The 13,957-nt window shown below is 63.7% G+C and carries 12 protein-coding genes and 1 riboswitch; of the genes, 9 read left to right on the top strand and 3 right to left on the bottom strand.

From position 1 onward, the window contains the following. Nucleotides 1-7 precede the first annotated feature (7 nt). On the bottom strand, nt 8-1,486 hold the full coding sequence (locus tag Mame_RS11800) for an MFS transporter (RefSeq protein WP_018063724.1): 1,479 nt from the start codon (nt 1,484-1,486) through the stop codon (nt 8-10). 345 nt (nt 1,487-1,831) lie between these two features. Here Mame_RS11800 and Mame_RS11795 point away from each other — a divergent pair, with 345 nt between their 5' ends. Together Mame_RS11795 and Mame_RS11790 are read left to right on the top strand one after the other, a co-directional pair. Then, nucleotides 1,832-3,622, top strand: a complete 1,791-nt coding sequence (locus Mame_RS11795) for a potassium/proton antiporter (RefSeq protein WP_018063725.1) — start codon at nt 1,832-1,834, stop codon at nt 3,620-3,622. A gap of 152 nt (nt 3,623-3,774) precedes the next feature. Continuing rightward, complete coding sequence (locus tag Mame_RS11790) at nt 3,775-4,971, top strand: phosphoglycerate kinase (protein WP_018063726.1); 1,197 nt, start codon at nt 3,775-3,777, stop codon at nt 4,969-4,971. Nucleotides 4,972-5,066: 95 nt separating this feature from the next. Here the strand turns inward: Mame_RS11790 and Mame_RS11785 are convergent, their stop codons facing one another. Then, complete coding sequence (locus Mame_RS11785; protein ID WP_235726797.1) at nt 5,067-7,208, bottom strand: TonB-dependent hemoglobin/transferrin/lactoferrin family receptor; 2,142 nt, start codon at nt 7,206-7,208, stop codon at nt 5,067-5,069. A 34-nt stretch (nt 7,209-7,242) separates the two neighbouring features. On the opposite strand from Mame_RS11785, the gene Mame_RS27025 reads away from it, so the two are divergent. Both Mame_RS27025 and Mame_RS11780 read left to right on the top strand, forming a co-directional pair. Beyond that, nucleotides 7,243-7,425: a hypothetical protein gene (locus Mame_RS27025; RefSeq protein ID WP_162141077.1), complete on the top strand. Its 183-nt coding sequence runs from the start codon at nt 7,243-7,245 to the stop codon at nt 7,423-7,425. Nucleotides 7,426-7,558: 133 nt separating this feature from the next. After that, entirely contained in the window at nt 7,559-8,086 is a 528-nt protein-coding gene (locus Mame_RS11780) for a dual specificity protein phosphatase family protein (protein ID WP_018063728.1), read from the top strand. A 9-nt stretch (nt 8,087-8,095) separates the two neighbouring features. Here the strand turns inward: Mame_RS11780 and Mame_RS11775 are convergent, their stop codons facing one another. Next, complete coding sequence (locus Mame_RS11775; RefSeq protein ID WP_018063729.1) at nt 8,096-8,980, bottom strand: LysR family transcriptional regulator; 885 nt, start codon at nt 8,978-8,980, stop codon at nt 8,096-8,098. 400 nt (nt 8,981-9,380) lie between these two features. Here Mame_RS11775 and Mame_RS11770 point away from each other — a divergent pair, with 400 nt between their 5' ends. The 5 genes from Mame_RS11770 (at nt 9,381) to Mame_RS11750 (ending at nt 13,864) form a co-directional block, all read left to right on the top strand. Beyond that, on the top strand, nt 9,381-10,877 hold the full coding sequence (locus Mame_RS11770) for a CoA-acylating methylmalonate-semialdehyde dehydrogenase (protein WP_018063730.1): 1,497 nt from the start codon (nt 9,381-9,383) through the stop codon (nt 10,875-10,877). A 50-nt stretch (nt 10,878-10,927) separates the two neighbouring features. Then, nucleotides 10,928-11,022, top strand: a riboswitch (TPP riboswitch). Between the two features lie 51 nt (nt 11,023-11,073). After that, nucleotides 11,074-11,868, top strand: coding sequence for a hydroxyethylthiazole kinase (gene thiM / locus Mame_RS11765; protein ID WP_018063731.1), 795 nt, complete (start codon nt 11,074-11,076; stop codon nt 11,866-11,868). After that, on the top strand, nt 11,859-12,497 hold the full coding sequence (gene thiE / locus Mame_RS11760; protein WP_018063732.1) for a thiamine phosphate synthase: 639 nt from the start codon (nt 11,859-11,861) through the stop codon (nt 12,495-12,497). Before thiM ends, thiE begins: the two co-directional genes overlap by 10 nt. Further along, nucleotides 12,494-13,309: a bifunctional hydroxymethylpyrimidine kinase/phosphomethylpyrimidine kinase gene (thiD, locus tag Mame_RS11755; RefSeq protein WP_018063733.1), complete on the top strand. Its 816-nt coding sequence runs from the start codon at nt 12,494-12,496 to the stop codon at nt 13,307-13,309. The genes thiE and thiD overlap by 4 nt, the downstream gene beginning before the upstream one ends. A gap of 111 nt (nt 13,310-13,420) precedes the next feature. Beyond that, nucleotides 13,421-13,864 (top strand): c-type cytochrome, encoded by a 444-nt coding sequence (locus tag Mame_RS11750; protein ID WP_026173285.1) that lies wholly within the window; start codon nt 13,421-13,423, stop codon nt 13,862-13,864. Nucleotides 13,865-13,957: the final 93 nt, after the last annotated feature.

Raw genomic sequence — 13,957 nt, 5'->3', positions numbered from 1 at the left:
GGCAACATCAGGCGATATGCGGCTCTGCCTTGCCCGGCCCGCTTGCGGCCTTGTGGGCCGGCAGCATCGTCGCCAGCACGGCCACGATCACATAGGCGACCAGATTGAAGACAACCGCGCCGGCAAAGGCCTGGACATAGGCCGGGTGCTGGTCGCCGCCGGCCGGAAGCAGGCTCGCCAGTCTGGAAAAGAAAATCCCGCTGATGATCGCGATCCCGAACGCGCCGCCGAGCTGCTGAACGGCCTGCAGCGCGCCGGAGGCCGAGCCCGCCTCGCGGGCGGGCACGCCGGCCAGCACGAGCTGGAAGATCGAGGCGATCGACATGCCGAGCCCCAGCCCCGCCGTCAGCAACGGACCCAGCACATCCCAGTGTGAAATCGTATCGGTGATAGTCAGCACATAGGAGCGCAGCCAGAAAATGCCGACGAAAAGCAGCGCCAGCCCGCAGATCATCCTGAATTTCAACGCCACGCTGCCAAAGCGGCCATTGGCAACGGATGCCAGGAACACGCCGACTGAAAACGGCACCGTGGTGAGCCCCGACTTCAACGGGTCGAAATCGAATCCGACCTGCAGGAAAATCGCAAGGCAAAGGAAGAAACCCGGCATGGTTGAGAAGAACACCAGCGCCATCACGCTGCCGACCATGAAATTGCGGTTCGCGATCAGCGCGAAGGCCAGAAGCTGCGGCCGGTTGCGACGGTTCTGGCGACGCTCCCACAACACGAACGCCGCCAGCATCGGAATGGCGGCCGCCATCATCGCGAAGCACCAGGCCGGCCAGCCGAAATTGCGGCCCTCGACCAGCGGAAAGATCAGCATGAACATCGCCGCCGCAATCAGCGCGATGCCGGCATAGTCGTTGCGCCCGCCGGGATGGCTTTCCGTATGGGGGACGAGCTTCCACCCGGCCAGAACGGCAAACACGCCGATCGGCAGGTTGATCAGGAAAATCGCGCGCCAGCCGAGGCTGAAAACATCGTGGTCGATCAGCAACCCGCCGATGATCGGGCCGCTGACAGTTGCAATCCCCGCCATCATGCCGAAGAACGAGAAGGCCCGCGCGCGTTCGTGCGGGGGAAACATCACCTGCGCCAGCGCCAGCACCTGCGGCGTCATCATCGCGGCCGAGAAGCCCTGGAACAGGCGCGACGCAACCAAAAGCTCGATATTATGCGACAACCCGCAAAGCGCCGAGCCTATGGTGAAGCTGAACACCCCGATCATGAACATCCGCTTCTTGCCGACGATATCGCCGAGCCTGCCGAACGGCAGCAGCGCCAAGGCAAACACCAGCACATAGCCCGCGACCACCCATTCGATATCGGAATTGGAGGCCTTAAGCCCCTTCTGGATCGAGGGCAGCGCAACATTGACGATGGTGACGTCGAGCATGTTCATGAACACGGCGCACAGCAAGACGGCCAGCGCCACCCACCGGCCCGGATGCGGCTCGGCATGGGCATCAGTCAGACTGGAATTCACGAAAAACCTCCTTCAGGGCGAAGCGAGCACGGATCGAACGGTTTCGGGGAAGCCGCCATTGCGCCGGATATCAACATTGGCCTCTTGGTTACCACAAGCGTCAAGCGTGGCAATGATGATAGCGGCAAAAGTTTCCGCGTCGCAGCCCGTTCCGCCTGAAAGAAGCGCCTTACGCCTGCCCGGATAAGCCGCGATCGGATTATTTCCGCCGTACGCCGACTTTAAACGGCGACATTAGAGGCAACGCTTTAAAAAATGCCGCAAACAGCCTATTTTGTTGAAAAAAGCAGGTTTCGCCAAACCTCGTTTCCATGCCCTCGCGCCGCTCTGCCGGAAGGACACAATTTGACGACGTTTTATCTGGCGGTGCTGGTATTTTCCGGCCTCGTCCTTCTTGCCGCGCTTTCCAGCGCACTCGCTTTCCGTTTCGGCGCGCCGCTGCTGCTGCTGTTTCTCGGCGTCGGCCTACTGGCGGGCACCGACGGTTTCGGGATCGAGTTCGACAATGACGCGCTGACCTTCTATGTCGGCTCGCTGGCGCTCGCCGTGATCCTGTTCGATTCCGGCTTCGGCACGTCGTTCAAGACCTTCAAGACGAGCGCGGCGCCCGCCTTGTTGCTGGCAACGGCGGGCGTGGTGGCGACAGCGGGACTTGTGGCGGTGGCGGCCGCGCTGATCCTCGGCTTCTCGCTGCTCGAGGGCTTTCTGCTTGGTGCGATCGTCGCCTCGACGGACGCGGCGGCGGTGTTCTTCCTGATGCGCATCGGCGGCATAAGGGTGATGGACCGGGTCAGCGCCACGCTGGAGGTCGAATCCGGTATCAACGACCCGATGGCGATCTTCCTGACCATGACGCTGGTTTCCATTCTCTCGATGAATGAAACCGGCGTTCAGGAAATCCTGCCAATGCTGCTCCATTTCGTGCAGGAGATCGGCTTCGGCTTGCTGTTCGGCGTGGTCGGCGGCGGCCTGACGGTGCTGATCGCCAACAGGTTCAGCCTCAATCGCGGGCTGGCGCCGATCCTGGTGCTGACGGCGGCGCTCCTGATCTTCTCGGCCACGGGCGCCGCCGGCGGCAGCGGCTTCATGGCGGTCTATGTCGCGGGCCTGATCGCCGGCAACCGCCATGTTCGCTATGTCGGCTCCATCAGGCGGTTTCAGGAGGGCATGACGTGGCTGGCGCAGATCATCATGTTCCTGCTCCTTGGCCTGCTGGCCACGCCCCGGAACTTTCCCGAGATCTTTCTCCCGGCCTTCGCGCTGGCGCTGTTTCTGGTCTTCGTCGCCCGCCCCGCCGCCGTCTGGCTCTGTCTGTGGAAATTCAACTACAGGCCGCGCGAGACCAATTTCATCGCCTGGATCGGCCTGCGCGGAGCGGCCTCGATCCTGCTTGCCATCCTGCCGAGCCTTTACGGCCTGGAGAATGCCGGACTCATCTTCAACATCGTCTTCGTCATGGTGCTGGTATCGCTGATACTGCAGGGCTGGACGCTGGCGCCGCTCGCCCGGCTCCTGAAGCTGGTCCAGCCAAGGGCAAGCGGCGCGCTGGAGATCGTCGACATCGACCTCCACGAAAACGCCAAGCACGAATTGCTGGTCTACCGCCTTGCCGAGGGAGCGCCGGTACTCGACGGCGCGTCGATACCGCGCTGGGCCATCCCCTCGCTGGTGGTGCGCGACGGGCTTTCGATGCGCTATTTCTATGCCGGAAACCTGAAGGCCGGCGATTATCTCTATTTGTTCGTCATCCCGGGCATGTCCTACCTGCTCGACCAGCTTTTCGCCGATCCCGCACTTGCGGCAAACGCGGGAGAGGAGCCGTTGCTCGGCACCCAGGTGCTGTTGCCCGACCGCCCCCTGAAGGAGCTGCGTGCGATCGACCCGACGGTCGCGATACCGGCGGGGATCGAGGATATGCGGCTTGCCGACTACATGAAACAGGAACTCGGCGGCAAGCCGATCATCGCCGACCGGCTGCATCTCGGCCCGCTGGCGCTGATCGTGCGCGATGCCGATGCCGAGCACAACATTACCTCGATCGGGGTCTGGCGCGATGCCGCGAGCGAACGCCCTGAAGGGCCTCTCCGCTCCCTGAGCCGGTTCTTCGGCCGCCTGCGCCGCAGGGTGCGGCGATAGGCTTTTCATCGCTGCGACATTGCCGAGCGGGCGGTTTTTGAATAGGACTCCATTCGTTGATTTCAGTGGCCGCTCTTCAGTAGATGTCGAGACGCGCCGCAGCCAAACCCGCGCCCTTCCCCGGGGCGCCGCAACACGCAAGAGGACGACCCATGCCCGCTTTCAAGACCCTCGACGATCTGCCTGACATCAACGGCAAGCGCGTCCTTGTGCGCGTCGATCTGAACGTGCCTTTCAGCGACGGCCGGGTGACCGACGCGACCCGGATCGAGCGCGTCGCCCCGACGATCACCGAGCTCTCCGGCAAGGGCGCAAAGGTGATCCTGATGGCCCATTTCGGCCGCCCCAAGGGCCAGGTCGTGCCCGACATGTCGCTGAAGCCGATTGTCCACGCCGTTGAGGAAGTGCTCGATCACGCCGTTGCCTTCGCCGATGACTGCGTCGGCGAACCCGCCGAAAAGGCGATCGCGGCGATGACCGCCGGCGATATCCTGCTGCTCGAAAACACCCGCTTCCACAAGGGCGAGGAGAAGAACGACCCCGATTTCGTGGCAGCCCTTGCCGCAAACGGCGATGTCTACGTCAACGACGCCTTTTCCGCCGCCCACCGCGCCCACGCCTCGACCGAGGGGCTCGGCCACCACATGCCGGCCTATGCCGGCCGCACCATGCAGGCCGAACTCGAGGCGCTGGAAAGCGGTCTCGGCAATCCGAAGCACCCGGTCGTGGCGATCGTCGGCGGCGCCAAGGTCTCCACCAAGATCGACCTTCTGGAAAACCTGATCGACAAGGTCGACGCGCTGGTGATCGGCGGCGGCATGGCCAATACCTTCATCGCGGCCAAGGGCATCGATGTCGGCAAATCACTGTGCGAGCACGACCTTGCCGATACCGCCCGGACCATCATAGCAAAAGCCGAAAAGACCGGTTGCGCGATCGTGCTGCCCGTCGATGGCGTCGTCGCCGGCGAGTTCAAGGCCAATGCCGAAAACGAAACCGTCGCAATCGACGCGATCCCCGCCGACAAGATGATGCTCGATGTCGGCCCGCAATCGGTCATGACCATCAATGAATGGATCGAGAAGGCCGAAACCCTGGTCTGGAACGGCCCGCTCGGCGCCTTCGAGATCGAACCCTTCGATGCGGCGACCGTCGCCGCGGCAAAGTTCGCGGCCGAACGCACGAAGGCCGGCAAGCTGACATCGGTCGCCGGCGGCGGCGACACCGTCTCCGCCCTCAACCATGCCGGCGTCAAGGATGATTTCAGCTATGTCTCGACCGCCGGCGGCGCGTTCCTGGAATGGATGGAAGGCAAGGTTCTGCCGGGCGTCGAGATATTGAAGAAGTAGTGTCTGCCGCCCGCCTTTTCGGGGCGGGAAGAACTCCAGAAAGCAATAAGCCGGCCTCCTCGGAGGCCGGCTTCTTCATGCGCGTCTGACGCCGCCTAGAACGTCTGCGTCACGGATACCTTGAATGTCCGGCCGGGCTCGGAATAGAATCGCTCCGGCTGGGTCATGTCGGTGTCCTGCAGGTCCAGCGCGTTGTAGTAGGTCTGGTCGAACAGGTTGTAGACGCCGGCCTGGACCAGCAGGCCTTCGAACTGCTCCGGCGACCACCATGCGGTGACGTCGACGATGCCATAGCCCGGCGCTTTGAATTCGGCGGTGGAACCATCCGGCACCTTGGCCGACAGGATCCAGTTAGCGTTCGCGCCCCAGGTCTCGACATTATAGCCGCCGCCGATCACCGCCTTCAGCGGCGCGACCGAACCGAGAATGTCGTTGGTATCCATGTTCCAGCCGCGGGCGAAGGCGAGCGAGGCGTGCATGTCCCAGTCATTGAGGAACGTCTTCTGGTAGCTGGCCTCGATACCGGCGATCTCGACATTGTCGATGTTGACGGTCTGGGTGATGCCGAGCGGATAGAGGCCGGCGGCAAAGCCGAGGTCGAGCGGATCGACCGACTGCGTGTCGATGAAATCCTTGTAGCGGCTATAGAAGGCCGAAACCCGGCCGCCATCGTCATCATCGCCGAAATTCGCGCCAAGCTCGACGCCCCAGCTCGTTTCCGGCTCTAGATCGGGATTGCCGATCCTGAGATAGCTGCCTGGCGCGCCGTAGTCGACATAGAGCTCGCCCGGGGTCGGTGCGCGGAAGGCGGTCGAAATCTGGCCGTAGAGCTGGGTGAAATCGTTGAGCTCGTAGGTGGCAAGGAGCTTCGGCGAAATCCGCCAGTCGCTCTGGCCTTCCGGCAGGCCGTTATAGTTCGGGTTGTCGCGGTAGGCGGCGGTTTCCTTAGGATCATACTGGTACCAGTCGAAGCGAACGCCGGGGGTCAGCGCGAAACCGCTGTCGCCGAACACGATCTCGTCATGGGCGTAGAGGCCCAGAACATAGCCGTTCACATCAGGCGTGTCGGCCTGGTTGGTGTGCAGGAAGCTGCAGGTGCTGAACGGCGGGAACGGTCCGGGGCCGCAATTGTCAACGCCGCTCGAATACTGGCTGGTCTGCGAATAGTAGAAGTCGCCGCCAAGCGTGAAGGTATGCAACAGAGAGCCGGTGTCGATGCTTTTCTCGGCCCAGCCCGACCAGCCGTAGCGTTCCTCGTCGGTCTTGGATGTACGCGAATATTCGCCAAACGGCGGTGCACCGCGCGATGGCAGGCGGATGCCGGACGTGCCGCTTTCGCGCTCGCTCTTCAGCCAGTAGAAGGTGCTGAAGGCCTGGTCGATCAGACCGTCATCGGCGATGGCGTTGTAATTGTAGTCGATCGAGATGCGGTCGCGGTGTTTGTCTTCGCTGCCGTCCCAGTTGTCCGGCGCATAGGTGGCGCCCTGATCGGTCAGAAGCTCGATATCCTTGTCGCGGTCGTAGCGCTCCACCGTCAGGCCGATGGTGTGCGCTTCCATGATGTTCTGGCGGATCTTGAACAGCAGGTTGTTTTCGTCGAAGGTCGCCGGGTTCGGTTCGCTGCGGGTCGCACCGTAGCCGCCGACATCGCCCTGGTTGTCCATTTCATGACCGGTGGCGATGTCGCCCTGGAACAGAAGCGCGGTACCGCCCGACTGGATGGCGAACGCGCCCTCGCCGTCCATGCTGTTATCGGCGCTGTCATAGGTGAAGCCGATGCGGCCGCCATAGCCCTTGCCGGGATCGATCAGGTCTTCGGGCTCAAGGGTTCTGAGCACGACCGTGCCGCCGAGCGAGCCGCTGCCGGACCGCGAGCTGTCGGCGCCGCGCACGATGTCGATCGTCGCGATCGAATCGAACGAGAAGGCATCTCCGCCGCCGCTGGCGTCCGAACGCGCGGTGTCGTCGAGATAGGGAATCTGGATGCCGTCGATGACGGTCGAGACGCGCGGGCCCTGCATGCCGCGAATGTTGACCGAACCGGCATCATCGCCGACGAAGGTCACGCCCGGTTCCAGAATGCGGGTGTAATCGTCGAAATCGGTGACGATGTTCTGGTCAAGATCCTCGCGCGTCGTCTCTGTGGCAAGCGGGGTATCGGCGATCCCCTCCTTGCCGCCTGTTGTCGTCACGCTGACGGGGGAAAGCACGGTCGTCTGGGTGCTGTCCTGAGCCAAAGTGGCCGTGGCGCTTAAAAGGGTGGCCAGAGCCGTGCACGATGCCAAAATCCGCGAAATACGCATCACCGAATCCTTCTTTTTCATTGAAGAACCTGGCTGGCTTGCGAACGGCATGGCGTACTGGCTGGCTGGGTATTTTCCGGCGGTCGCCGGTGTTGGACTATCCGCTATAAAACATGACTATAACTGTCAAGATAAATTGCCCGGCTTTTGACACATTTGCGACGCCTGTGCCGGATATGCGCCATCACGGCTGTCGCGTGGCCGAAAACCCGGTTATGATGGTCAGGGCGAGTGAGGACTACCGGATGAACAGAAAGCGTCACGTGCGCCGGGTTGTAGCTGCTGTGGGCATGCTGGTCCTAACCAGCGGCATCTATCTCGGCGGGCTGCAGGCAAGCGGCAATTTTCACGAGGTCAAGGCCGGCGAGTTCTATCGCTCGGCGCAGCCCAGCCCGGACGCGCTTTCGCGCTATATCGACCAACACGGCATCAGGACCGTGATCAACCTGCGCGGCGCGAGCCCCGGCCGGGCGTGGTATGACGACGAGATCAAGGTGAGCGCGGCCAAGGGCGTCGAGCATATCGATTTCCCGATGTCGGACCGCGCCATATTGTCGCCGGAGCGCAGCATGGAATTGCTGGCGCTGATGCGCGACGCGCCGAAACCGATCCTGATCCACTGCAAGGCGGGCGCCGACCGCACCGGGCTTGCCTCCGTGATCTATCTCCAGCAGCTCGGCGGCGTCGATGAGGAAACCGCCGAATGGCAGCTTTCGCCGCTCTATGGCCACGTCGCCCTGCCCGGCATCGGGCCTTACGCCATGGACACAAGCTGGGAAGATCTCGAGAAAGTTCTCGGCCTCGATAGCTGAGGGCGTTCGCTACGGCGCGAACCGCATCCGCTCCTCCCTGAACCGGTGCGCCAGAAACGCGCGAATCAGCGCGATTCGCGCAAGGCTGCCGGTATCGGGGTGGGAGAGAAGGTGATAGGCGCGGCGGAAATTGACCTCAGGCAGGATTCGCTCCAGCCCCTCGGTATCGCGCGCCACGAAATCATGCAGGATGCCGATGCCGACACCCGCCCTCACCGCCTCCATCTGCCCGGCGACGCCGGCGCAGCGGAATTGCCGGCCGGCAAAGCGCGCCAGATGCCCGGCATAATTCAGCGACGAAGCATAGGCATAATCCTCCACGCCGGTGACGACGACATGGTCGGCAAGCGCCTCCTCGCTTTCAGGCACGCCGTGCTGGCGGAGATAGGATGATGCGGCATAGACGCCGAGCGTGTAGTCCGTGAGCCTGGACACCACCAGCCGCCCCTCCGCCGGCGGATCGAGCGTGATCGCCAGATCCGCCTCGCGCTTCGACAGCGAGAATGTACGCGGCAGCGGCACGAGTTCGACGATCAGGCCCGGATGCTCCTCCTGCAGGCGTCCGAGCTCGGCGGCGAGAAAATAGGTGCCGAGCCCGTCCGGCGCGCCGACCCGCACCGTGCCGGAGAGGCTTGCGCCGCGCGCCCTGGTATCTTCCGCAATGCCCAGGATTTCGGTCTCCACCCGTTCGGCCACCGCCAGCAGCCGCTCGCCCGCTTCCGTCAGCGTCGAACCGGACGGACGGCGCTCGAACAGCGGTTCGCCGAGCGCCTCCTCCAGCGCGTTCAGCCGGCGGGCGACCGTCGCGTGGTTGAGCCCGAGCGCCTGCGCCGCGGCAAGGATCTGCCCCCGTCGCGCCACCGCCAGAAAGACCCGCAGATGATCCCAGTCCATGCACCCATCCTATAATTTCCGCACAATGGATTTTAGAATTATCGTGTTTCTTTGCAGAAATGAATAGGCGATAGTGTCGGGACAAACAGCATTGATCTTTCCCATTGAAGGCAGGGAAATTGCATTTGGCCATGCGGCTTGCTCCCAATACTCTCTCCCGCTTGCGGGAGAGATGCCCCGAAAGGGGCAGTGAGGGTGAAGCAGCGTTTCAAACCGTGAGGGCCTCCGTGGGGAAAAACTCCCCCCTCACTGTCGCTGTCGCGACATCTCTCCCCTCCGGGGCGAGAAGATTGGGGGGCTATACGGAAAGGCCATGGACAACAGCCTTGCCCTCAAGCGGGGAGATCGATGGCTTCAGAATCCAAAAAGCCTCACAGGCAGTATCACCGGAGGAATACTCATGAAATCCATTCAGCATTTTGTCGGCGGCAAGCCCTTTGCGGGAACCAGCACCCGCACCGTGCCGACCTACAACCCCGCCACCGGCGAGCAGAGCGGCGAGCTGTCGCTGGCAAGCACCGCCGATGTCCGCGCCGCCGTCGAAGCCGCCAAGGCGGCGTTCCCGGACTGGGCGGCGACCACGCCGCTGCGCCGCGCCCGTATCCTCAACAAGTTCCTGTCGATCATGGAAGCCCGGATCGATGAGATGGCGGCCGTCATCACCGCCGAGCACGGCAAGGTCCATTCCGACGCGCTCGGCGAAATCCAGCGCGGCATGGAAGTGGTCGAATTCGCCACCGCCGCCCCGCAGCTTCTGAAGAGCGAATACACCGAAAATGTCGGCACCGGCGTCGACAGCTACGCGATACGCCAGCCGCTCGGCGTCGTCGCCGGCATCACGCCGTTCAACTTCCCGGCCATGGTGCCGATGTGGATGTTCCCGATCGCGCTGGCCGCCGGCAACTGCTTCGTGCTGAAGCCGTCCGAACGCGACCCCTCCGCCTCGCTGCTGATTGCCGCATGGCTGAAGGAAGCGGGCCTGCCGGATGGCGTGTTCAACGTCGTCCAGGGCGACAAGGAAGCCGTCGACGCGCTTTTGAACGACCCGGATATCGAGGCCGTCTCCTTCGTCGGCTCGACCCCCATCGCGCGCTACATCTACACCACCGCGACCGCCAACGGCAAACGTTGCCAGGCGCTCGGCGGCGCGAAGAACCACATGATCGTGATGCCCGATGCCGACATGGACCAGGCCGCCGACGCGCTGATGGGCGCGGCCTTCGGCTCCGCCGGCGAGCGCTGCATGGCGATTTCGGTGGCGGTGCCCGTGGGCGACGAGACCGCCGACCGGTTGATCGACAAGCTGAAGCCGCGCATTGCCGCCCTCAAGGTCGGCCCCGGCACCGATCCGGAAGCCGATATGGGCCCGCTGGTGACGGCCGCTGCGTTTGAACGCGTCACCGGCTACATCGATTCGGGCGTGGAAGAAGGCGCCGAACTGGTGGTCGACGGTCGCGGCCTGAAGCTGCAGGGTTACGAGAACGGCTATTTCGTCGGCGCGACCCTGTTCGACAAGGTGACGACCGACATGAAGATCTACAAGGAAGAGATTTTCGGCCCGGTTCTCTCGGTTGCCCGCGCCAAGAGCTATGACGAGGCCGCCCAGTGGATCAACGACCACGAGTTCGGCAACGGCACCGCGATCTTCACCCGCGACGGCGATGCCGCCCGCGAATTCGCCCACAAGATCAAGGTCGGCATGGTCGGCGTCAATGTGCCGATCCCGGTTCCGATGGCGTTCCACTCCTTCGGCGGCTGGAAAGCCTCGCTGTTCGGCGACCACCACATGCATGGCCCGGAAGGCGTGCGCTTCTACACCCGCCTGAAGACCATCACCCAGCGCTGGCCCAAGGGCATCCGCGCCGGCGCCGAATTCTCGATGCCGACGATGAAGTAAATACCGCGCCGCCCCTTACCGGGCGGCGTTTTTCTGCTATATAGCGGCCACAAGAGCGACAGGGGCGTCCGCGACAGCGGGCTGAGATGAACCCTTGGAACCTGATCCGGATCATACCGGCGGAGGGAGTCACTCGGGTTCGCGAGCTTCGTCCCTCCGGCCCGTCTGGTTTCTCCGCCCAGCAAGGAGGACGCCGATGGCCGACATCGCCCCCATTCTTCAGAAAATGCGCGCAGACGCGCCGCTTGTGCAATGCATCACCAATTATGTGGCGATGAATATCGCGGCCAATGTGCTGCTCGCCGCCGGCGCTTCTCCGGCGATGGTTCATGCGAAAGAGGAAGCCGGCGAATTTGCCGGCATTGCCTCGGCGGTCACCATCAATATCGGCACGCTTTCACCCGACTGGCTTGCCGGCATGAAGGCAGCGGCCGAGACGGCCAACCGCAACCGGACGCCCTGGGTGCTGGACCCCGTCGCCCATTTCGCCACCGGCTTCCGAGCCAGGGCAGCCCTTGAGCTGCTTGATCTCGGGCCCACGATCCTGCGCGGCAATGCTTCCGAAATCCTCGCCTTCTCCGGCGCCACCAGCGCCGGCAAGGGCGTCGATGCCGGCGACAGCGTGGCGGCCGCCGAAGAGACCGCGAAGACGCTTGCCCGAGAGCGCAACATGGTGGTGGCGGTCACCGGCGAACGCGACTTCGTGACCGATGGCACGCGCAGCGCCCGCATCGGCGGCGGATCGCCGCTGATGCCGCGGGTGACGGCGCTCGGTTGCGCGTTGACGGCGCTGGTCGGCGGTTATGCCGGCGCATGGCGTGCGGATGCCTTCGAGGCAACCGTCGCGGCGCTTGCCCATTACGGCGTGGCCGGCAGCCGCGCGCATGTGCGGGCCGATGGTCCCGGCTCGTTCCAGGCCCATTTCCTCGATGCGCTCGCTGCCGTCACGCCCCAAGCCCTTGCCAGCGAAGCGGAGATCGAATGGCCATGAAGTTCGACCTTTCCCTTTATCTCGTTCTCGATCCCGAGCTTTGCGGCGATTACGGCATGGTCGCCACCACAAGGGATGCGATCGCCGGCGGGGCAGCCATCGTGCAGCTTCGCATGAAGCACGCCTCGACGCGCGAACGCATCGACATGGGGCTTGCGCTCAAACAGGTGACAGCCGGCACGCCGGTCCGGCTGATCGTCAATGACGACGTCGAAGCCGCCATCGCGATCGATGCCGATGGCGTTCATGTCGGTCAGGAGGATGCCCGCCCGAAAGATGTCCGGGATCTGATCGGCGATGACAAGATTCTCGGCGTTTCCGTCAACGGCCTCGATGTCGCGCGCGCCTTCGATCCCGCCGGCATCGACTACATCGGCGCCGGCCCGATCTTCGCGACCGGCACCAAGCCCGACCACGCGCTTCCCGTCGGTTTTCACGGGCTTCGCGAGATGATCAACCTCTGCCGCTTGCCGACCGTCGCCATTGGCGGGTTGAAAGGGGAGCATGTGGCGGCCACATTCGAAAGCGGGGCCGACGGGATCGCCGTCGTTTCGGCCATCTGCGGCCAGCCCGATCCATATCAGGCGACGGCGGACCTTGCCGAAGCCATCCGGAAGGCGAAGCAATGATCGCAAACATTCTCTCGATCGCCGGTTCCGACCCCTCGGGCGGCGCCGGCATTCAGGCCGACCTCAAGACCTTTTCCGCGCTTGGAACTTACGGCATGGCGGCGCTGACCGGGTTGACGGCGCAAAACACCCGCGGCGTCACCGGCGTGCACGAGGTGCCATCTGCCTTCGTCGCCGAGCAGATCGCAGCGATCTTCGATGACGTAAAGGTCAACGCGATCAAGATCGGCATGGTGGTCAATGCCAATGTCGCCGTCACCATCGCCGACAGCCTGCGCCACCATGTGGAGGTGCCGGTCGTGCTCGATCCTGTGATGGTCGCCAAGGGCGGCCACCGGCTGCTGCCGGAGGATGCGATCGAGGCGCTGAAGGACCACCTTATACCGCTCGCCGCCGTGCTGACACCGAACCTGCCGGAGGCCGCCGCCCTGCTCGACGCCGAGACCGCCACCACCCGCGATCAGATGATCGAACAGGCAACCGCGTTGAGAGGCCTCGGCGCGCAGGCGGTGCTGTTGAAGGGCGGCCATCTGGAGGGGGCGGAAAGCCCGGACCTGCTGGTCACCGCCAATGGCCATGAATGGCTGGAGGGCGCGCGCATCGACACCGCCAGCACCCACGGCACCGGCTGCACGCTTTCAAGCGCGATCGCGGCCGAAATCGGCAAGGGCGCGCCCCTTTCCGAGGCGGTGGCGAACGCCAAGCGCTATGTCGCCGGCGCGATCGCGGCAGCCGACAGCCTGCATGTCGGCTCCGGCCACGGACCGACCCATCATTTCCACCAGTTATGGGGCGAAGTCACCAAAACGTGATGCCGTCGGCCCCGCAGTCAGCCGCCGTTCATCTTCCCTACGTTAATCCTGCCCCTAGCTTCCAAACAGAGGCTGCGTATACTGCGGCCTGAGCAACGAAGGAGGCTTTGGATGAAAAACGGATTTATGATCGCCGGCGCTGTCGCGCTCTGTCTCAGCGCTGGCTTTGCGGTTGCCCAGGATGCGCCGCAGATGCTGCGCCAGGACGACATGAAGGCGATCGGCAAGGCCATGGGCCAGCTCGGCGCCATCGCCAAGGGCGAGAACGCCTACGACCCGATCGTGGTTCAGGGCGCGCTTACCGATATCTCCACAAAAATCACCGACTTCCCGACCCATTTCCCGCCTGATTCGAAAACCGGAAACGGCACCGAGGCTAGCCCGGCGATCTGGGAAAACATGGACGACTTCGAGGCTCATGCGCAAAAGCTCGCCGATGACGCCGATGCCCTGCTGGCCGATCTGCCCGCCGATCAGGCCGCCGTTGGAGCCGCGATGAAGACGCTGGGGGCCAATTGCGCGGCCTGCCACAAGCTCTATCGCGTCGACAAGTAGAGCCTTCTCACCATCGTGACGCAGTTCCGGGCGTTGGAGCGGTTCCCAGTTCGCCCGGAATTGCTGTTTTCTCTTGAAATTCGGGAACAGGGA

It is taken from the genome of Martelella mediterranea DSM 17316 (assembly GCF_002043005.1).
Taxonomy (GTDB): Bacteria; Pseudomonadota; Alphaproteobacteria; order Rhizobiales; family Rhizobiaceae; genus Martelella; species Martelella mediterranea.
The sequence above is the reverse complement of the archived record's forward strand: the minus strand, read 5'-3'. Positions and strand labels throughout refer to the sequence as shown.